This window comes from Pleurocapsa minor HA4230-MV1, assembly GCA_019359095.1.
In the GTDB taxonomy this organism is placed as follows: Bacteria; Cyanobacteriota; Cyanobacteriia; order Cyanobacteriales; family Xenococcaceae; genus Waterburya; species Waterburya minor.
In genome coordinates this window covers 287,563-307,445 of record JAHHHZ010000011.1, presented here as the reverse complement: position 1 = coordinate 307,445, position 19,883 = coordinate 287,563, and the positions used below count along the sequence as shown (strand labels likewise).

The window sequence follows — 19,883 nt, the reverse complement described above, 5'->3', positions numbered from 1 at the left end:
TAAATTCGCGCTCGCCACTCTTTGAAGAAGCTTTCCTTCAAAATCCCTCAAAAGCTAGAGGCTAGAAGCTAGAAGCTAAAAACGATTGACAAACAACGTAGTCCCTTAACTTGTCACCAATGGGTAATGGGTAATGGGTAATAAAGTTTCAGCGGAATTAAACTGTTTACCACAAAGTTATTGTTGAGAATCGGATTTAGTATGAGATGGCGATCGCATTTTTATCTTGGCGATCGCCATTTTTTCTAGCTCGCGATCGAGGCTTAAAGCAACGATTTTCAACAATTTCAATTTATTAACATTAGTTGTGATAGCTTAATACAGTCTCAACAGCATGGTTGGATATGCGCGGTCAGCCCACGCATCCCCCAAGCTCAATTTCTGCGGTTATCTTGACAAGACTAGCAAAGCAATATCAAAGCAATATGGTACGTAGCTCCTTACAGTTAAACAGCGAATGGATACCGAAAGTCGAAGAATCTCTAGCAATCAAGCAATTAACTCAACGTTCTCTTGCCGAACGTCTAGAAGTATCCCGTTCTTCAGTTTCTAAATTTATCAACTGTAAGCCTGTAGCTCTAAATACCTTCATTCGCCTGTGTCAAGAATTAAATCTCGACTGGAATAGCGCTTCTCAACCAGAAAGAGAATGGAACGATCAAATTGAGAGCTTTAAGTTTAAACGAGAAGATTTTAAAGCCAATCCAGGGGGACAAATTGCTCCAGATGAAATTGTCGGCAGAGAAGAGTTAATTGAGCGTCTTTGGTCACATCTGCAACAGCAAAGTCTAATTTTTAGCGGTGAGCGCAGAATTGGGAAAAGCAGCATCCTCAAGAAAATGACGGCTGAAGCCAAAGCCGATATGCTGCCAATCTATCGAGACTTAGAAGGAATTAGAACACCGATTGAATTTGTCGAAGCAGTTTGGCAAGATACCGAGACATATTTGAGGGATGTTGGTACAGCCAGAAGAGTCCGAGAATATCTGAGTCAACTAACAGGAAGTTACTTTGACGGCTATCAATTTCCTGAAGTAGCAGCCGAACATTGGAAAATTCTCTTGACTAAAACTATTGAAGATTTAGTTACTCTCCAAGACAAACAAATTGTCTTAATTTGGGATGAGATGCCGCATATGTTGGGCAACTTTAGCGACGAAACAGCTATGGAAATTTTAGATAGTTTGCGATCGCTCCGTCAAACTTATCCCGATGTGCGGATGGTATTTTCTGGCTCAATTGGGTTGCACCATATTATTAAAAACCTTCAGAAAGCAGGTTATAGCAACGATCCGACTAACGATATGTATCCGATTGAGGGACAACCATTATCCCTGGAGGAAGCGACTCAACTGACTATTAATCTGTTGCAAGGGGAAGACATACCTGTAGTTGATTTACAGCAAACTGCTGAGAATATAGCCTTGGCTGCCGACTGTATTCCTTTTTACATCCATCACTTAATCAATCAATTTAAAGCTGTAGAGAGCGAAATTGACTCAGAAGTTATTGCCAGAACGGTCAATGAATGTCTGCGTAGCTCATTAAATCTCTGGAAAATGGATCACTATCGTGAGCGGATCGACAACTACTACAGTGAAGAGCAAAAACCTTACGCCTTAGAAATTTTAGATATCCTATCGATCAATCCTGCCACTTCTTTTTCGCGACTTTGGCAATATCTCAAAAGTGAACCCGAAACCAAAGATAAGGAAATGGCGCGCACAGTTTTACGCCTGTTGCTCAAAGACTATTATCTCGTGCAAGAAGATAATCTTTCAGGCAGTATGTATACTTTCCGCTATCAGTTGGTGCAAAAATACTGGCAAATATCGAGAGGATTATAAAGGGCTACTTTTGGAGCTATCAGCTATTAGCTACCTATAGCAGTCCTATTTGATTCATGAAACTACATTGATTGGTTTTTAGGTAGTAGAAATTTCTCATTTCATTTAGGATTGCTATAGCTGTTTACTGAGGTAATCTTTAGAGCTAAAAGCTAATAACTAAAAGCTCAAAGCTTTTTTGGTAAATTATTTTGCTCGTTTTACTCCCAACAGGGTTTTTAGTTTTGCTAGCTTCAAGCGGAAGGAGGAAATATTAGATTATTCGTTGTAAACTAGTCTTTGCTTACGATTAGAAGGGTAATTATGGAGATAGAATATCCAGAAGACTTAAAATATCTAGATAGTCACGAATATGTTCGTTTTGATGGCGAAGTTGCCACCATTGGAGTTAGTGCTTTTGCTCTCGATCAGTTAGGAGATGTCGTTTTTCTAGAGCTTCCTGAAGTTGGTGATGCAGTGGAAGTTGGCGAAACTATCGGCACTATCGAATCTGTTAAGGCAGTTGAAGATTTATATCCTCCCGTTTCAGGGACAGTTGTAGAGCGCAACGAAGTCGCCATTGATGCTCCAGAAACCCTTGCCCAAGATCCCTATGGCGAAGGTTGGTTAATCAAGGTCAAAGTTGACGATCCTGACGCTGAACTGGAAGATGCCCTTTCTGCTGCTGAATATCGCGCTCAGGTAGAAGGAGTGGAAGAATAAACTGTATGTTTTCAGTAGCACGGCAATAAATATTTGAATTATTGACAAATTGGCTACTCCTTAAAATGAGTAGAGTTTGTTACTATTTATTACAAATCGTTGTTAATAGTGGTTGAGCTAACTTATTGGCAATAAGCCACCCTTTTTTTATCTAAAAATCTAATTTTAAAGCTTGTATGGTTAACTTAAATTTGGCAGCAGAATCTCAAATTGCTACAGGTTCAGTAAATTCGAGCGCTCAAAGTGCTGTAAACCAATCTACTGCTATTTTTGCTCAACGGCATATTGGTGTAAATGAGCAGCAAATTAACCAGATGCTGCAAATATTGGGGGTTGATAGTTTAGACGCGCTGATTGAACAAACTGTCCCCGCAGCAATTCGCCTTAATAAACCATTACAGTTGCCAGTTGCCCAAAGTGAGTCTGCTGCTTTAGCTAGGTTAAAAGCGATCGCCAAGCAAAATCAAGTATACCGTTCTTTTATTGGCAGGGGTTACTCTAACTGCATTACTCCTGCGGTAATTTTACGTAACGTTTTAGAAAATCCTGGCTGGTACACTTCCTACACTCCCTACCAGGCGGAAATTGCCCAAGGAAGACTAGAAGCACTACTCAATTATCAGACGATGATTGTGGACTTGACTGGTTTAGAAATTGCCAACTCTTCTTTGCTGGATGAAGGGACAGCCGCCGCTGAAGCCATGAGCCTGAGTTATGGAGCGTGCAAAACTAAAGCTAATGCTTTCTTTATTGATGCAGGTTGCCATCCTCAAACTATCGAGGTCGTTAAAACTCGCGCCTTACCTCTAGGTATTCAGGTGATAATTGATAATTACACTAATTTTGACTTTTCTACGCCGATTTTTGGTGCTTTACTTCAGTATCCTGCTACAGATGGCACAATCAATGACTATGGTTCTTTTATCGAACAGGTTCATGAAGCTGGCGCATTAGCCACCGTAGCAGCAGATATTCTCAGTCTGACACTATTGACTCCTCCTGGAGAATTTGGCGCAGATATCGCTGTCGGCAGCACTCAAAGATTTGGTGTTCCCTTGGGTTATGGAGGGCCGCATGCAGCCTATTTTGCGACTAAAGAAAAATATCAGCGTCAAGTACCTGGTCGTATTGTCGGGGTTTCTCAAGACGTACACGGCAAGCCTGCATTACGTTTAGCACTACAGACCAGAGAGCAACATATCCGCCGAGAAAAAGCTACCAGTAACATCTGTACCGCTCAAGTTTTATTAGCAGTAATCGCCTCAATGTATGGAGTGTATCACGGTGCTGCGGGAATTAAGGCGATCGCCACCAGAATTCATCTACTCACGGCTACTTTAGCTACAGGTTTAAGGCAATTAGGTTATGAAGTTACCAACCAGTCTTTCTTTGATACCATTAGGGTCAATACAGGGGAAAACAGCGCAGCAGATCTGGTGCAAATTGCAGCGAGTAATCACATCAATTTACGCTGGCTTGATACCAATGCGATCGGTATTTCCCTAGATGAAACCACTACCGAGCAAGACTTGGTCGATCTTTGGCGGATCTTTGCTGGCAGTCAGGATTTACCTTTTGATTGTGAATTAATCGATGCTCAGTCCGTAACAATTAAACCAGAACAGCTACGCACCAGCTCGTATTTAACCGACGAGGTATTTAACCGCTATCATTCGGAAACAGAACTACTACGCTATTTACATCAGCTAGAAACCAAGGACTTATCTCTAACTACCTCGATGATTCCTTTGGGTTCATGTACGATGAAGCTTAACGCCACAGCAGAAATGATTCCCGTAACTTGGGCGGAATTTGGCAATATTCATCCCTTTGCGCCTTTAGAGCAAACTCAGGGTTATCAAAAGCTCTTTAATGAGCTGGAAACATGGCTGGGAGAAATTACAGGTTTTGCTGGGATCTCCTTACAGCCCAATGCTGGCTCACAAGGAGAGTATGCAGGACTACAGGTCATCCGCCAATATCATCTTTCCAGAGGAGAAGGACACCGCAATGTCTGTCTGATTCCCGAATCCGCTCACGGGACAAACCCTGCCAGTGCCGTAATGTGTGGGATGAAAGTTGTAGCAGTAAAATGCGATCGCGATGGCAATATCGACCTGAAAGACCTCCAGGCTAAAGCCGAGAAACACAAAGACAAGTTATCAGCCTTGATGGTGACTTATCCTTCAACTCATGGAGTATTTGAAGCAGAAATCAAAAGCATCTGTGCGATCGTGCATCAATATGACGGACAGGTTTACATGGACGGGGCAAACATGAATGCTCAAGTTGGCTTATGTCGTCCTGGAGACTTTGGTGCAGATGTCTGTCATTTAAATCTACATAAAACCTTCTGTATTCCCCACGGTGGCGGTGGGCCAGGAGTAGGCCCGATTGGTGTAATGCCTCATTTAGTACCCTTTTTACCTGCTACCCCTAGCACACCAAAAGATGCTCAACCAATTGGCGCTATTTCCGCTGCACCCTGGGGAAGTGCCAGTATTCTGGTGATCTCCTGGATGTATATTGCCATGATGGGAGAGGCTGGTTTAACTCAAGCGACTAAAGTTGCCATTCTCAACGCTAATTATATGGCAAAACGTCTTGAACCCTGTTACTCGGTACTGTTTAAAGGAGAATCAGGTTTTGTCGCTCACGAATGTATTATCGATTTGCGTCCCTTGAAAAAAATGGCGCGGGTAGAAGTAGACGACGTAGCCAAAAGACTAATGGACTTTGGTTTCCATGCGCCTACAGTATCTTGGCCCGTAATTGGTACGGTCATGATTGAACCTACCGAAAGCGAATCCAAAGAGCAACTAGACCGCTATTGTGATGCCATGCTAGCGATCTATCAAGAAGCACAAGCGATCGCCGATGGTTCGATTGACCCCGAAGATAATCCGCTCAAAAATGCCCCTCATACAGCAGAATCAATTATCTGTGGCGACTGGTCGCATCCCTATAGCCGTGAGCAGGCAGCTTATCCAGCACCCTGGACTAAAGAACACAAATTCTGGACTACTGTAGGTAGAATCAATAATGCCTATGGCGATCGCAACTTGATCTGTTCTTGTACAGGAATGGCGGCTTATAAATAGAAATAGGAAGTAGGAAATAGGAAATAGGAAGTTATACAACCTATTTCCTGTAGAATTGCTTTGACTATAATTCGATGATTCGGATGAATAATAATACCTATATACAAGACAGAACTAGAGCTTTTGGAGTTCGAGTAATTAAAGCTTATTGTGAGTTAAATAAAAGGCATTTTGATGACGCAGCAAAAGTTTTGTCAAAACAATTTCTTAGAAGCGGTACGAGCATTGGTGCGAACTGCGCAGAGGCTAGATTCGCTCAGTCAACAGCCGATTATCTTTCAAAATACTATATCGCCTTAAAAGAAGCCAGTGAAACATTTGGCGCAGCCAAATCGCCAGCGAAGCTGTCGGAATGCTCCAGCATTCACTGGATTAAGATAATGATTGAATCAGATGTTATTTCAAAGCAAAAATTCGACTTGCTTCTTCAAGAATTAAACGAAATAATTAGTATTTTGGTAGCCACCACACAAAAGATCAAAACCAAATCTAAATCTTAATTTCCTATTTCCTATTTCCTATTTCCTATTTTCTCCAGTCAATTTTGATATTTACTTAAAATTCCCTGGACAATAGATGCCACTTCATCAGGTGCTTCAATCATACCCAAGTGACCGCAATTATCAATTTGAAAGACATTGCTATCCTCCGAAGCAAATAAACTGTGAAAACTGGCAAGATGCTTGACATACTTAATTTCCATCACGCGATCGCGATCGCCAGCAATAAAATAAACTGGTTGTTGTAAACGAGAAACTAACTGAGGTAATAAATGTACTTCAGTCTCGGTAGTAGATTCGAGTAATGCCCCCATCGCAGCTTGTTCATCAGCCTGAATAAAATCCAGCACTCTTTGACGACCCCATTCCAGCGGGAGAGGACGTGCCACCATCATCCGAGAAAATATTAAGTTAAGAAAAGGAACATAAGACAGCCAGCGTGGGCGAAATTTAACTAGCTGTTGACCTGCATTGCGGAAACGCTCAAATTCTTCCTTAAGATAAATACCGCCACCCGCATTAAGACAAACTACCCCCTTAACTACTTCAGGATAAAGTTCGGCTGCCCACAAGGCGACACTTCCTCCCAATGAATGTCCTATTACCCAGGCATGTTTAATTGACAAACTTTCCAGTAAATAACCGAGATCTTCTGCATAAGCTCTCAAACTATATTTTTTAGGGTCTAACAACTCACCCGCAGTAACAGTAGAATGCTGAAGAGTGACAATTGACGGAGATTCAGCTAAATGGTTTAGTTGAGACTCCCCAAAGCCTCTAGCATCGTAAATTAAACATTGATATTCAGATTGTAAAAGATGTACCAACGGCTGCCAATAGCGACGACTGAGCAGCCAACCATGCACAAATACCAGTACAGGTCGTTTCGAGTCGACGACAGGTGCAGTTAGCTCATAGATATGAGGTGTCGTTAGTATGGTTATGGATGGCATTTTTCTATCGTATCATTACAGTCCAGCAGAATTCTAAATACAATCAGCTGGACATTGGCGAGATCAATTTCGACGGTTCAAATCTTTCTCTGCTTGTCAGTAAAAAACTTAGTTTACCTTTGTCATCATGAGTTTTTCTGCTCAGAAATGATTTTGCGTCAAAAAATAGATTAATATAACAGACATATCATATTAAAAACCACAAATCATTAAAGCCACATCGGCATGGTCTTTTGGAAAAAACTATTTAACAGTTCAGACGCAGTTAACACTGCTGAAAGTACTGGACTCAAAGAAGATTTATTTGACTTAGAAAACAATAATAGTTCTCAACCTCAAATTATTTTTAGTACAGATAAAGATATCGACTTTTATGAACTAGAAGAACTTTGCGATCGCGTTGGTTGGGCGCGTCGTCCTTTACGCAAGGTAAAAAAAGCGATTGAACATAGTTTTTTAGTGGTTTCAATGTGGGAAGTTACTGGCAAAAAACGCCGTTTAATTGGATTTGCTAGGGCTACTTCCGATCATGCTTTTAACGCGACGATTTGGGATGTGGTTGTTGACCCTAAGTTTCAAAGTCAAGGCTTGGGTAAAGCAATGATGAAATACGCGATCGCTCAGCTTCGTAGTGCAGACATTAGCAACATTACTCTGTTTGCCGATCCCCAAGTAGTCAAGTTTTATCAGAGACTGGGCTTTATCTTAGACCCTGAAGGAATCAAAGGCATGTTTTGGTATCCAGACTAGAGCAATGAACAATGAGCAGTGAGCAATGAGCAATGAGCAATGAGTAATGAGTAATCAGTCATCAGTAATTAGTAATCAGTCATTAGTAATCAGTCATCAGTAATCAGTAATCATAAAAATACGACTTTGGGCTGCTGAATAAAAAATCAAACCTGCGTTACAATCCGTAATCAAGGAATTATTTAGTTTTTAGGATTATGACAACGGCTTTAATTACTGGGGCATCAATGGGAATTGGCGAGAAATTTGCCAGAGAATTAGCATCTAGACAAACTAACTTGGTTTTAGTAGCGCGATCGCAAGCTAAGTTAGATAACTTAGCCACAGAATTAAGCAATCAATACCAAATCAAAACGACCGTAATTGCGCAAGATTTGACCACAGCAGGCGCAAGACAAGCCGTATTTGACAAGGTTCAGGCACAGGGTTTAACTATTGATTTATTGATTAATAATGCGGGATTTGGCGATTATGGTGCTTTTAGCGATCGCTCTTTAAGCAAGATGATGGACATGGTGCAGCTGAATATCGCTGCTGTAGTTGAACTGACAGGCTTGTTTTTACCTCTGATGCAAGAGAGAAGAGACGGGGCTATTATTAATGTCTCGTCGATCGCTGCTTTTCAGCCCATTCCCTATATGTCTGTTTATGCAGCAAGCAAAGCCTTTATCTTGAATTTTAGTGAGGCATTGTGGGCCGAAAACAAAGATTTGGGAGTCAAGGTTTTAGCGGTCTGTCCTGGCCCAACGGAATCAGAATTTTACGAGCGGGCAAATTTTCCTGATTCAGCAACAGCATTAAACAAAACGACCACGGCTTCGGCAGAGAGAGTTGTTCAAGAGAGCTTGAAAGCTTTGGCAAAAAATCATTCTACCGCTGTAGTAGGTGGCTTTACCAACCAAATTATTGTCAATTTACCCAGACTGATGCCAAGAGATTTGCTAGTCAATGTAGTGGGTAAGCAATTTAAAAATATTTGAGCTGAGGTAGGAAGTAGGAAGTAGGAAGTAGGAAGTAGGAGGTGGGGAGATAATTAATTATTGCCCCAAGTCCCTAAATTTTAAACAACAATTGTTAACTGAACAGCTTATACCAATCTACAGATTGTCAGGCTGATTAATTTTTCTCTAGAATTTTAAGAGAGAAGTTAAGAAAGAAGTATTTTTCCTGCTCATAGCTTATTACCGAGATCAAACAATAGGTGTATTAATGTATTTAGTTACTGGCGCAACGGGATCATTGGGACGTAGAATTGTCAGACAATTAAGAGAAGATGGAGAGCCAGTTAGAGCTTTTGTGCGTTTATCATCCCATTTTGGCGAATTGGAAGATCGTGGCGCGGAGATTTTTATTGGCGATCTCAAAATTGAACGAGACATTATTAAAGCCTGTGAAGGAGTCAAATACATCATTAGTAGTCATGGTGGTACTGATGCTCAAGCCATCGACTATCGAGCAAATATTGACTTAATCGATAGAGCGATCGCCAATAACGTCGAACATTTTGTCTTTATTTCGGTGTTGGGAGTAGATCGCGGTTATCAAGATTCAGCCACGTTTAAAGCCAAGCGAGAAGTTGAAAAATACTTAATCAATAGCGGTCTAAACTATACAATTTTACGCCCTTCTGGGTTTGCCAATAATTTAATCCCTTTAGCCGAGAGATTTCGTGATACGGGAATTTACTTTTCCATTGGTGAACAGGAAAATCGTTCTTCAATTATTAGTACAGATGACCTAGCTAAAATAGCGATCGCCTCTACTAAAATTGAGGCAGCTAAAAATCAGATCTTTGCTGTGGGTGGGCCAGATATTTTGAAGCGAGAAGATATTCCCCGTATTTTCGCTCGTTTATTTAACCAAGAGCCAGTTGTAATCAATCCTCCGCTGCAACTTTTTGATGGTTTACGGTTTACTGTTGGTTTGATTAATCCTCAGTTAAACAAATCCTTGGGAACTTTACGCACCCTATTAGCTCATGAATTTTTCTGCACTAGAGATGAAATTGCTCTTCTAGAATCTACCTTTAATCTCAAACTAGAATCATTAGAAAGTTTCTTACGGCGTTATGTAGGGCATTAAAGGGCTTCGCCCTAACTTTTTTTGGTAAAAAATTAATTGACTGTGAGCTAAATCTAACTGCTGTTAGCTGGTTTAATGTTTAAAATGTACTGGCGCTAATCAGTTTGCCGAGACATTTAATGAACATATTGCTCACTTCGATTAAAAAGTATTGGATATTCTCCAGTTTGTTTATCTTGACCTTAATTACTATTCTTTCACTTCGGCCCTTACCGACATTACCTCCTGTACCTGGGACAGATAAGACTCATCATTTGATCGCCTATGCTATCTTGATGCTGCCTACTGCTCTAAGACAACCGAAATATTGGCTCGCAATTGCTCTTTTCTTTATTGCCTGTAGTGGCGCGATCGAATTACTTCAACCCTACGTCAATCGATACTGTGAATTTAAAGATTTGTTGGCGAATATTGCTGGTTTAGTCTGTGGATTTATTATTGCTAAAATTTTAAAACGATTATTTTCCCTTGATACTCAGCAGTCTTAAAGTCAAAATAAAAGTCATCAGTAATTAGTAATTATTAGTAATCAGCACGCGAATAATTTTATAATCGATAAATTAGTTTTACTGATTTTTAAAAATAGCTAAAATGACCAAAGCCGTAGTTAAATTTTCTTCAGAAGACTGTGGAACGTGCCACAAGATGTCTTTTTATGATGCTAAGGTGGCACAAGAACTAGAGCTAGAATTTATTGATGTCAAGATGCAGGATACTGCTACCTATCGTAAGTATCGTCAAATTTTGATGGCGCAATATCCTGATAAGAAAGACATGGGATGGCCAACCTATATTGTCTGCGAATCTCCTGATGATGACTTTAAAATTATGGGAGAAGTTAAAGGAGGACATCCTAAAGGTGAGTTTCGTAAACGCTTACAGACAATACTGGAAGGATAAAGGTGTAAATCTAAATAACAGCTTATTAAGCTTATTAGTTGTTACTGCTCAACACCGCCAAGATTAAACAAAAAAGGAACACCTGCTTGCTCTTTTCCTCCCATTACTAAGACTTTGGGCATTTGAGAACCACCTTCTCTCCAGGCTTGAATTGCCTCTTTTTGCAATACTAGTTGACCACCTTCAGCTTTGAGGGTTTCAGCTAGTAACCTTTGAGCTTCAGCTCTTCCCGTAGCGCGGTTAATGTCAGCTTGTGCCGTTTGTTCTGCTTCTTGAGCCACATAAACAGCTCTTTTAGATCTTTGTTCGGCGATTTGTTTTTCTTCTACTGCTTTGGCAAACTCTGGGGAAAAGTCTAAATCGACTACACTGGTATCGAGTACGATAATTCCATATTTTTCAAGTCTTTCACTCAAAGCATCATCAAAGTCTTGCTTAAGTTCATTTCTTTTAGTGATAGCTTCTTCAACTGTTCTTCTGGCAGCAGCAATTTTAAAAGATTCTTGAGTTTGAGGGGCAATGATATTGGAGACAATATTAGCTAATGTTCCCTGTTTTCTAAGTATTTCAACTACCTGAATAGGATCGAGTCGAAAGTTAATTGCAAAACGCGCTGATAAATCCTGAAGATCTTTAGTGGAGCTTTGTCCTGGCACTTCAAATTTTTGCACTGTTAGATCGTAAGTGTCTACAGTGGAAACTAAAGGTGGTTTAAAATGAATTCCCTCAAGTAAAACTCCATCTTTGGCTTTTCCTAGGATGCTGATTACTCCAGCCTGTCCAGGATTGAGAATGACAAAGCTATTAAACCCAACGAAGAGGATCAATATGATCAAGCTGATGGGTATTATCAGTCGATCGCTTAGAGAAAATTGTTTTTTCAAGTTTTTCTTTCCAAAAGATTAATTGATGATCAGCAAAAATTTTCAGTAGTTAATATCTAGTTCTTAATGAGAATATCTTGAAGTAATTAACCGCAATCAATCGGATATTTAGCCTTTTTCCAAGCAGGTAAACCACCAAGTAGTTCAGAAACTTTTTGATAACCAGCCTGACGTAGTTTGGTTGCCGCTAAAGCAGTTTGCGCGTCTGTTTCTGCATAAACATAGATATCTCGGTTCAATTCGAGATTAGAAAGAGTGAGATAGGCAGGTTCATCTATTGGCATAGGAATAGAACCCGTTATATGAGTACTATTGAACAGTACTCTAGACCTAACATCAATGATAGTTAGGGCAGGTTTACCCCAATCAAGGCATTTTTTTAGAGTATTAACACTAGACTTATTCTGAATTGGTTCGGGAATGGGAATGAGTTGAGAAAATATAGTCATGAGTTTCCTGTCGCGATGTTTAGATAATGGCTAAACCTTAAATACTTGCAAAGTAGATTTAATTAGAAATTGCTTCAACATACACAAGCGTAAAGAAGGGTTTGTCCTTGTGTAATGTTGACTAAGACACTAAATGTCAAGCAGGGAAAAATTCTGTTTCATCTTCATTTAAAGACTTGTTTGAATTTAGGTTCCATTCTTGCTGGATCAGATGTTGATATATTTTTTCCTTAATGATCATTTGCCGATGAAGCTCAATTAAAAATTCCTGAGCTTGTGCTTGAGACATACGCTGCACTTGAGCAGCAAAGCTTTTGAGGTGAAATTCTTGTTCTATAGATAAGCTAGTTGATTGATTCATTCTTTGCTCCTTTGCTAATACTTACAAACGATATTCAGAACATTGTTGCTCCTAGCTAGATATTTTTAGATTGGAACGAAATATCTAGCTCTAGTTAGCTTTAGCTGACTGTAAATGCGATCGCTAATAAGACAGTAACAAACAACGTAGCCCCTATTCCTAGGAAGATATAACGTTTTTGCTGTTCTGGGGATGGATAGTTTGCTAAGGACGTATTAGGTTCGGCTGCATAGTTATTAATGATCCCTTCATCATCAACGGTATAACCAGCTTTCAATGATTTATTCTGACGTTGATTGAGTTCTTCTCTGGTACCTGCTCGTACCTCAGCGGGGATTAATTCACTTCCATCACTAGTATGATGCGCTATTACCTTATCTTCAAGGGTGATGGTATTGGAAATGTTTAATTTGTTCATGTTTAAATCTTAACATTCTTTAATAATTCTTGCCTAAAATACAAACATTTGATATAGCCGCTTTTCAGATGAGAAGATTGCTCAAGCTTGAAGAAGGTCAGCATTCTGAGGTTAGATAACATTCACATTACCTCTTACCTTGGAAAACCATAGGTACTCCCTTTTTTGGTGCAAGGGTAACACCTCGTCTGGCAGGAATTTCAGGGCGACCGCTATTTAATTCCAAATTATATTCAGTCACAATTGTTGCCAATACCAGCTTCAATTCCAACATGGCTAGAGCTTCGCCGATACAGCGACGTTTACCACCACCAAAGGGGAAAAACTCATAAGAGTCAAATTCTCGCTCTAAAAAGCGTTCTGGCTTAAACTGATGGTGTTCGGGATAAACATCTTCTCTATGGTGCATCAGATAAATACAACCCATCAATACCTGTCCTATTTCCAGCTTGTATCCCATCAGTTCTGTAGGTTCTAAGACAGTTCTGGGAAAGGTCAACATTGCCACAGGATATATTCTTAGGGTTTCTTGGCAAACGGCAGTGAGATAGGGTAATTTAGCGATCGCCATTGGGTCAGGATTTGCTCCCAAACTAGCTATTTCTGCCTGTAACTTCGCTTTAATCTCAGGATAACGATGTAACCAGTATAATCCCCAAGCGATCGCCGTAGCGGTGGTCTCATGTCCTGCCAGCATCAGGGTCATTAATTCATCCCGCAGTTCATAATCTTTCATCGCTTCCCCCGACTCATCCCGCGCCGACATCATCAGCGAAAGAATATCCTGACGTTGACTACAATCTTCCGTTCTTCTAGTGGCAATTTTCTGATAAATCGCTTCATCAATCGCTTTTTGCTGACGCATAAGATTACCCCAGGGACTCCAAGCACCTAAGTCTTTCTGTACCCAAGGAAAAAATAAAAAGGCGGAGGTGAGGGGGGATTCAAAAATATTAGCCAGCCTAGTAATGCGTTGCTTGAATTCTGAAGAGCGTAGCGAAGCCATGCCGTTAGGCTTATCGCTATCCTGCAAACCATAAACAGCTTCGAGAATTATTTGTAAGGATATTTCTTGAGTTACGTGTCTAGCAACAAAAGTTTGATTTGGTTCTAATCGATCGATAATCTTGCGAGTCAAATTACAGATTAACTCACCATAAGCCTGCATTCTTTCCCCATGAAAGGGAGGTAATAATAGTTTACGCCGTTGCTTATGGCGATCGCCTTCAATCATTAAGAGAGAATTATCTCCTACCAAAGGCTGTAACAGAGCGTTATCCTTGCTAGACGCAAAATATTTAGAGCGATCGCTAGTAACAATCTGTCGCATTGCTTCAGGATGATTAACAAAGACATACCCATCTCCCCCCGCAATATCCGCCAGAAATATATCAGGAGCTTGCTCAGCTGCCGAATCCATATATTTATCGGGTTGAGCGATCCACTGTAGTCTCTGCTTTAAAGACGATTGTTTGAGCCTGGGGATTAATTTCATGACCTTAGATTAAGAATAATTAAGCAAATTACTTATAGTTTAATGAGTTTTCTCTTAAACCTGCATACTGACATTGCACCCTTGGAGTATTAACGATTATCTTGGGTGCTTTAACCGTGGTAATCAGTAATTAGTAATCAGTAATCACTAATCACTACTACCCTTTAAACCGCTTACCAATTAATTCCCCGACAGCAATTCCCGACAATACTGCCCCCTCAATGTTAGGTGAGACAAAACCATCTCCTGCCATTAACAAAGGAATTTCCGACAAAGCCAAATAAGGTTCAGGATGAAAAGTTTTAGGCAGACTATAACGCCAGCGATGTACCTGATATTTAATTACGGGAGAATCTAAATAATCGGCTGCTGCGGACAGTAACTTATAAGCAATTTCTGCATCATCACTATCCCAATAATCATCGCTAAAACTAGGATTAGCGTGCAGGGTTACGGCATAACCATTAGGAGAAATGCCCTTTTGGTGATTATCAGCCAACCAAGTTAAATAGTTGTCTTCTAACGCTATTCCTCCAGGTGCAGGAATCTTACTGGGTTTTTCGAGCAAAGCCAACACAGTAATACAGCGATGGTAAGCAATATTTTCTAAAGCGAATCTCACATCTAATGGTAAAACCATTAAAGAAGCATCTAGTAAATCTAGAGTTTGAGGTATGGGAGGAGTCAGCAGCAACATCTCTGCTTGATATTGTTGTTCATCCTCTGTTTTGACTAACCAGACGCCATCATAGCCAATTTCAACTACTTTCGTATTGGTATGAACATTTAAACCTTGAGCTAGATATTCAGCAATACCGCGAGTGCCATTAACGCCACAATATCTTGGCTTACCGTCTATCTCGCCAAAACCCTGACACCACTCTTTAATTACGCCATGCTTTAACCAATCATTGACCCAAACCTGAAATTGGGGGTTTTTCGCGCTGAAATACTGAGTGCCATAATCAAACACGCCTTCCGTAGAATTTTCGTTACTTATACGCCGAGTTGCTAGACGCCCACCAATACCTTTGCCTTTATCTAGTACGGTGACATTAATTTCTCTGCGATGCAAAATCGTGGCGGCAATTAATCCCGTGATTCCTCCACCGACGATAATACAGGAGGTTATTGCTAAAGAGCGATCGCTACTATTAGTCATGCTTAAAGTTATTTATCAAGTTAATAGCTAACCCATTAAACCATCTTGGCATTCGTCTAGATCAGTCGATAGTTAAGATGGAAAATTATGGCATTGCGGATCTAAGCTACGAAACCAATGAGGAAACTGTTTATAGCTTTTAGCTCTTAGCTCTTAGCTCTTAGCTGTTTAAGAATTTTTAATAAATGATCTAAGTAGCGCAAAGTTGGGCAAAAAAACTTCCACCTAAAATGCGCATTTAATTTAATAGACGTTTAGTGCTAATTACTTGCCAAAGCCTTTAGCGCGATCGCTAGTTGGTAAACATACACAATTTTCGATTTGTTCTCTAATAGTTGCTTCATCGAGGTTTTGACCAATTAGAACCAGTTGATTTTTCTTTTCACCGCGCCACTCTTCGTCTTCTAGGGTAAAGCGTTTACCACTTAAATGGAATATATGACGTTGAGGACTTTCATCAAACCATAAAATTCCTTTGGCGCGGAAGATACTGTCTGAAAGCTGATTGTCTAAAAAGTACTGAAATTTACGAATGTTAAACGGTTTGTCAAACTGAAAAGAAATTGAGGTGAAACCATCGTTTTCTAAATGGTGGGAATGATCGTGATGTTCGTGATCGTGTCCATGATGGTCATGATTGTGGTGTTCATGCTCATGTTTATGCTCGTCGTGGTCATGATGTTCGTGCTGATGTTCGGTAGATTCTGTCTGCTCATAATATTTATCAGACTCAAATAAACCAACACTTAAAATCAAAGGTAGAGATACCTGTGACTTTTGTGTCCTTAGAATACGGGCATCTTTCTTGAGATCTCTGACTCGAACTTCTAGTGCATCAACATCAGCTTCGTCTACCAAATCGGTTTTGTTTAACACAATCACATCACCGTATTGGATCTGGCTTAAAGCTGCTTCACTATTAAACAAATCTAGACTAAAGTTAGCGCAGTCTACCATTGTGATAATTGAATCAAGACGAGTCATGTCGCGCAATTCTGTACCCAAAAAGGTCAAGGCTACAGGCAGGGGATCGGCTAATCCAGTGGTTTCTACCACCAAATAATCAATTTTTTCGCCTCGTTCCATAATTTTATAGACTGCATTGACCAAATCCTCATTGATGGTGCAGCAGATACAGCCGTTATTCAATTCCACCATGTTCTCGTCGGTAGAAACAATTAACTCATTATCAATACCTATTTCCCCAAACTCATTAACCAAAACTGCGGTTTTAATTCCTTCTTGGTTAGTCAAAATGTGGTTGAGTAGAGTAGTTTTACCGCTACCAAGAAAACCTGTGATGATAGTTACGGGTAGACCTTTTTTAGCAACATCCATTTCTGAGGATGCTGATGCTTGTTCAACAGTTGTCATGGCGATCGCTTTTATTGATGTTGTCAGACTGAATAGTTAATACTTATTGTAAATTATTACGTAATTAGTCCTAAAGGATAGCTTCGCAAATAATCAGTAATTAGTAATCAGTAATCAAACCACTTACTAACTTAGCTAATCTTTCGGCACTATCGTCAACGGCTAACGCCTTAGCTTTAACTGCCATGTCTTGTATTAATTCAGGCGATCGCAACCACTGAGAAACCTGTTCTCGTAATGTCTCCACCGTTAATTCTGCTTGTTGATAAACGACTCCTGCCCCCGCATCTTTGTATTCTTGAGCATTATAGGTTTGGTGATCTTCGGCGGCAAAGGGATAGGGAATTAGTACCGCAGGAGTGCCAGTAAAAGCTAGTTCGGTAATTGTGCCAGCACCCGCTCGACTAATGGCTAAATTTGCCCGTTGTAATAATCCCGCCATGTTATCGACAAAAGGCAAAGAGATATATTGCGGATGTTGTAAACTATCGGCTTCGGGATCGTTTTTCCCTGTCAGATGTACCACATAAGCACCAAGCTCGAACCAAGCAGGGGCAGCCTTACGGATCAGTTGATTAACTGCGATCGCTCCCTGTGAGCCACCTGCAACTAAAATTACCACGGCATCATCGGGAAGATCGAGATCTAAAGGCTGGGGGGTGAAAAATTGCGATCGCACTGGTGTACTAACATAAACTGTCTTGGCTTGAGGTAAATATTGGGCTGTTCCCGCAAAACCCAATGCCACAGCATCACACCAACGACTGAGAAACTTAGTCACTTTACCAGGAATATAGTTCGACTCATGAATGATGGCAGGTTTCTTTTGTAAACGGGCAGCTAAGATTGCTGGGGCAGCGATATAACCCCCTGTGGTGAACACTACATCAATTTGATGTTCTTTGATTAATTTTTGAGTCTGCCAGATCGACGTTAAAAAGCCCGCCATAATCTTGAGAGTGTTTAAGCTCAACTTCTGCTGAAATCCTTCGACAGAGATGGTATTGAGAGGATAGTCTTTGGGGACAAGACTGGTTTCTAAACGATTTGCCGTACCCAACCACTCTATTTTATAATCTGGTAGCTGTTGGGCTAAAGCGATCGCTGGAAATAAATGTCCCCCTGTACCACTAGCTGCTATCAATAGACGAGTTGGCGATCCCACAGATATTTGCTCCCAATTTTAACTAGACTGGAATCCCATAATAGATTAATTGTCTAAACCATTGGACATATAAATATTTAAAATAATTTAAAATAATATTTTATGACAATAAAAAGCTTCTGCATATTGTTCGGTCGCATTTGCTTCAATACCTCTTATTCTTAAAATTGCACTAAAAGTTTCTTCTGTAAACCACTGTTTGTTACTTTGAGTTTGAAAATAAGTCATAAGATGTTTAATTTTTTGTTGGCAGATAGACTTGCTCAAGTGAACAAAAAGATTGGGAGAACCCAAATCGCCATCATATTTAGGAATTTCATATTCCCAAATTGAATGATTGCGAAAAGTATTCCAAGTTAATTCTGAAATAATTCGATGATCTTGATGTAAATCTTTTCGGTAATGAGTCAAAATCAAATCGGGATTTACTTCTTTTTTGAGTTCTTCAAAGTAGTCTTTAATTTCGGCTCCAATATAGGGAAAAAAACCATCTTTAAATCCCTTAACAATGATCTTTTTTTTGGTAACAAAACTAAGAAAGTTTTCAGCACTTTTAAGCGCTTCTATTTCTCTTTCTCCTGTCGCACCAAAAACAACCCAAGTAATATTTACCATGGGATACATTTCTATTAGGTTTAAAATAGTACCACCACAACCAATCTCGATGTCATCACTATGCGCTCCAAGACATAAAACTTGTTGAAGTGAATTACCAAAATCAAGTTTAAGCATTTTCTCTTTTTAGAATGAATTAAATGAGCAAGTAACTAATAGAATTGTTGGCGCATAATCAATAAAAAAACTCTAAAAAAACTTTTTTATTTAAAATTTATAATTGCTCCAATTTTCTGAGTCAGATTGACATTAATTTTTTAATCCAATATACGAAGAACCATTTGGAGTAGTATAATATTTTGGATTTGACGATAATCTTTTATCTCGATCGGAGTTAGAATAAGATTCCCAAACAGCCCAAGGCATTTCTCCTTGCGTGTGCATCTCGTCAAACATCATTTTTTCTTTGAGAGTATCCATACATGCCCAAAAACCTGGATTTCTGTAGCCGATCAGTTCTTTTTTCGCGATTAAACGCTGAAAAGGTTCCATCACTAACTCCTCTCCAGGTTGAATATAATCAAAAATTTCTTTTTTGAAGACGAAAAAGCCGCCATTAATCCGCAAATCGGATTCGCTTGCAGGTTCGATTTTTTCTACTAGAGCATTATCTTCTACAGACACGACGTGAAAAGATTGGGAAGGTTGTACGCACAGAAAACTCGCAATCTTATTAGCCTTGTAGAAATGATCGAGATAGAGATTTAAATCTAAATCGGTTAACCCGTCGGCATAGTTAGCCATGAACACTTCTTCTTCTTCCAAATAAGGCTTCACTGCCATCAATCGCTGTCCGATATTATTTTGCAATCCTGTATCAATAAAGGAAATTCGCCAATCTTCGATGTCATTATTGTAAAGATGTATAGTTCTGCCACCATTTGAGAGAACAAAATTATTTGATAAACATTCGTTGTAATGAAGGAAATAGTTCTTGATATAGTCACCTCGATAACCCAGACACAAAATAAAATCTTTGTGTCCAAAATGAGCATAATAACGCATTAAATGCCAAATTACTGGTCTATAGCCGATATCTACCATCGGTTTGGGAATAGTTTCCGAATACTCTCTCAAGCGCGTTCCAAAACCACCACAAAACAGCACAACTTTCATCTGATTCTC

At 39.8% G+C, this 19,883-nt stretch carries 20 protein-coding genes; 9 read left to right on the top strand and 11 right to left on the bottom strand.

The annotated features are described in order from the left end of the window. Nucleotides 1-425 precede the first annotated feature (425 nt). From KME09_03810 to KME09_03795, 4 genes are all read left to right on the top strand, one after another. Complete coding sequence (locus KME09_03810) at nt 426-1,847, top strand: ATP-binding protein (protein ID MBW4533040.1); 1,422 nt, start codon at nt 426-428, stop codon at nt 1,845-1,847. 303 nt (nt 1,848-2,150) lie between these two features. Next, nucleotides 2,151-2,549: a glycine cleavage system protein GcvH gene (gcvH, locus tag KME09_03805; GenBank protein MBW4533039.1), complete on the top strand. Its 399-nt coding sequence runs from the start codon at nt 2,151-2,153 to the stop codon at nt 2,547-2,549. 176 nt (nt 2,550-2,725) lie between these two features. Further along, a complete protein-coding gene (gcvP, locus tag KME09_03800) occupies nt 2,726-5,650 on the top strand; it encodes an aminomethyl-transferring glycine dehydrogenase (protein ID MBW4533038.1) in 2,925 nt (974 codons plus the stop codon). Nucleotides 5,651-5,733: 83 nt separating this feature from the next. Further along, the gene (locus tag KME09_03795) at nt 5,734-6,150 is read left to right on the top strand and encodes a four helix bundle protein (GenBank protein MBW4533037.1); all 417 of its coding nucleotides are present in this window, start codon (nt 5,734-5,736) and stop codon (nt 6,148-6,150) included. Between the two features lie 38 nt (nt 6,151-6,188). On the opposite strand, the gene KME09_03790 is transcribed toward KME09_03795, so the two are convergent. Continuing rightward, a complete protein-coding gene (locus KME09_03790; protein ID MBW4533036.1) occupies nt 6,189-7,103 on the bottom strand; it encodes an alpha/beta hydrolase in 915 nt (304 codons plus the stop codon). A gap of 225 nt (nt 7,104-7,328) precedes the next feature. Here KME09_03790 and KME09_03785 point away from each other — a divergent pair, with 225 nt between their 5' ends. The 5 genes from KME09_03785 to KME09_03765 all read left to right on the top strand — a co-directional run bounded on the left by KME09_03785 (nt 7,329) and on the right by KME09_03765 (nt 10,835). After that, complete coding sequence (locus tag KME09_03785) at nt 7,329-7,853, top strand: GNAT family N-acetyltransferase (protein MBW4533035.1); 525 nt, start codon at nt 7,329-7,331, stop codon at nt 7,851-7,853. A 197-nt stretch (nt 7,854-8,050) separates the two neighbouring features. Next, on the top strand, nt 8,051-8,833 hold the full coding sequence (locus KME09_03780; GenBank protein ID MBW4533034.1) for an SDR family oxidoreductase: 783 nt from the start codon (nt 8,051-8,053) through the stop codon (nt 8,831-8,833). A 229-nt stretch (nt 8,834-9,062) separates the two neighbouring features. Beyond that, on the top strand, nt 9,063-9,935 hold the full coding sequence (locus KME09_03775; GenBank protein MBW4533033.1) for an SDR family oxidoreductase: 873 nt from the start codon (nt 9,063-9,065) through the stop codon (nt 9,933-9,935). 119 nt (nt 9,936-10,054) lie between these two features. Next, nucleotides 10,055-10,423: a VanZ family protein gene (locus KME09_03770; GenBank protein MBW4533032.1), complete on the top strand. Its 369-nt coding sequence runs from the start codon at nt 10,055-10,057 to the stop codon at nt 10,421-10,423. Nucleotides 10,424-10,526: 103 nt separating this feature from the next. After that, nucleotides 10,527-10,835, top strand: coding sequence for a thioredoxin family protein (locus KME09_03765; GenBank protein ID MBW4533031.1), 309 nt, complete (start codon nt 10,527-10,529; stop codon nt 10,833-10,835). Nucleotides 10,836-10,876: 41 nt separating this feature from the next. Here the strand turns inward: KME09_03765 and KME09_03760 are convergent, their stop codons facing one another. From KME09_03760 to KME09_03715, 10 genes are all read right to left on the bottom strand, one after another. Beyond that, a complete protein-coding gene (locus tag KME09_03760; GenBank protein MBW4533030.1) occupies nt 10,877-11,719 on the bottom strand; it encodes a prohibitin family protein in 843 nt (280 codons plus the stop codon). Nucleotides 11,720-11,805: 86 nt separating this feature from the next. Further along, a complete protein-coding gene (locus tag KME09_03755; GenBank protein ID MBW4533029.1) occupies nt 11,806-12,168 on the bottom strand; it encodes a rhodanese-like domain-containing protein in 363 nt (120 codons plus the stop codon). 136 nt (nt 12,169-12,304) lie between these two features. Continuing rightward, a complete protein-coding gene (locus KME09_03750) occupies nt 12,305-12,529 on the bottom strand; it encodes an NblA/ycf18 family protein (protein ID MBW4533028.1) in 225 nt (74 codons plus the stop codon). 100 nt (nt 12,530-12,629) lie between these two features. Beyond that, entirely contained in the window at nt 12,630-12,947 is a 318-nt protein-coding gene (locus tag KME09_03745) for a ssl1498 family light-harvesting-like protein (protein ID MBW4533027.1), read from the bottom strand. Nucleotides 12,948-13,074: 127 nt separating this feature from the next. Then, nucleotides 13,075-14,442 (bottom strand): cytochrome P450, encoded by a 1,368-nt coding sequence (locus KME09_03740; protein ID MBW4533026.1) that lies wholly within the window; start codon nt 14,440-14,442, stop codon nt 13,075-13,077. A 157-nt stretch (nt 14,443-14,599) separates the two neighbouring features. After that, a complete protein-coding gene (locus KME09_03735) occupies nt 14,600-15,604 on the bottom strand; it encodes an FAD-dependent oxidoreductase (protein ID MBW4533025.1) in 1,005 nt (334 codons plus the stop codon). A gap of 264 nt (nt 15,605-15,868) precedes the next feature. Then, the gene (locus KME09_03730; protein ID MBW4533024.1) at nt 15,869-16,978 is read right to left on the bottom strand and encodes a GTP-binding protein; all 1,110 of its coding nucleotides are present in this window, start codon (nt 16,976-16,978) and stop codon (nt 15,869-15,871) included. A gap of 100 nt (nt 16,979-17,078) precedes the next feature. Beyond that, on the bottom strand, nt 17,079-18,143 hold the full coding sequence (murG, locus tag KME09_03725) for an undecaprenyldiphospho-muramoylpentapeptide beta-N-acetylglucosaminyltransferase (protein ID MBW4533023.1): 1,065 nt from the start codon (nt 18,141-18,143) through the stop codon (nt 17,079-17,081). Between the two features lie 87 nt (nt 18,144-18,230). After that, nucleotides 18,231-18,875 (bottom strand): PIG-L family deacetylase, encoded by a 645-nt coding sequence (locus KME09_03720; GenBank protein ID MBW4533022.1) that lies wholly within the window; start codon nt 18,873-18,875, stop codon nt 18,231-18,233. Between the two features lie 132 nt (nt 18,876-19,007). After that, nucleotides 19,008-19,874 (bottom strand): hypothetical protein, encoded by an 867-nt coding sequence (locus KME09_03715; GenBank protein ID MBW4533021.1) that lies wholly within the window; start codon nt 19,872-19,874, stop codon nt 19,008-19,010. Nucleotides 19,875-19,883 lie beyond the last annotated feature (9 nt).

Coding starts and splice junctions, on each gene's coding strand:
- KME09_03810 (MBW4533040.1), top strand. CDS start 426: ATGGTACGTAGCTCCTTACAGTTAAACAGCGAATGGATACCGAAAGTC.
- gcvH (MBW4533039.1), top strand. CDS start 2,151: ATGGAGATAGAATATCCAGAAGACTTAAAATATCTAGATAGTCACGAA.
- gcvP (MBW4533038.1), top strand. CDS start 2,726: ATGGTTAACTTAAATTTGGCAGCAGAATCTCAAATTGCTACAGGTTCA.
- KME09_03795 (MBW4533037.1), top strand. CDS start 5,734: ATGAATAATAATACCTATATACAAGACAGAACTAGAGCTTTTGGAGTT.
- KME09_03790 (MBW4533036.1), bottom strand. CDS start 7,103: ATGCCATCCATAACCATACTAACGACACCTCATATCTATGAGCTAACT.
- KME09_03785 (MBW4533035.1), top strand. CDS start 7,329: ATGGTCTTTTGGAAAAAACTATTTAACAGTTCAGACGCAGTTAACACT.
- KME09_03780 (MBW4533034.1), top strand. CDS start 8,051: ATGACAACGGCTTTAATTACTGGGGCATCAATGGGAATTGGCGAGAAA.
- KME09_03775 (MBW4533033.1), top strand. CDS start 9,063: ATGTATTTAGTTACTGGCGCAACGGGATCATTGGGACGTAGAATTGTC.
- KME09_03770 (MBW4533032.1), top strand. CDS start 10,055: ATGAACATATTGCTCACTTCGATTAAAAAGTATTGGATATTCTCCAGT.
- KME09_03765 (MBW4533031.1), top strand. CDS start 10,527: ATGACCAAAGCCGTAGTTAAATTTTCTTCAGAAGACTGTGGAACGTGC.
- KME09_03755 (MBW4533029.1), bottom strand. CDS start 12,168: ATGACTATATTTTCTCAACTCATTCCCATTCCCGAACCAATTCAGAAT.
- KME09_03750 (MBW4533028.1), bottom strand. CDS start 12,529: ATGAATCAATCAACTAGCTTATCTATAGAACAAGAATTTCACCTCAAA.
- KME09_03745 (MBW4533027.1), bottom strand. CDS start 12,947: ATGAACAAATTAAACATTTCCAATACCATCACCCTTGAAGATAAGGTA.
- KME09_03740 (MBW4533026.1), bottom strand. CDS start 14,442: ATGAAATTAATCCCCAGGCTCAAACAATCGTCTTTAAAGCAGAGACTA.
- KME09_03735 (MBW4533025.1), bottom strand. CDS start 15,604: ATGACTAATAGTAGCGATCGCTCTTTAGCAATAACCTCCTGTATTATC.
- KME09_03730 (MBW4533024.1), bottom strand. CDS start 16,978: ATGACAACTGTTGAACAAGCATCAGCATCCTCAGAAATGGATGTTGCT.
- KME09_03720 (MBW4533022.1), bottom strand. CDS start 18,875: ATGCTTAAACTTGATTTTGGTAATTCACTTCAACAAGTTTTATGTCTT.
- KME09_03715 (MBW4533021.1), bottom strand. CDS start 19,874: ATGAAAGTTGTGCTGTTTTGTGGTGGTTTTGGAACGCGCTTGAGAGAG.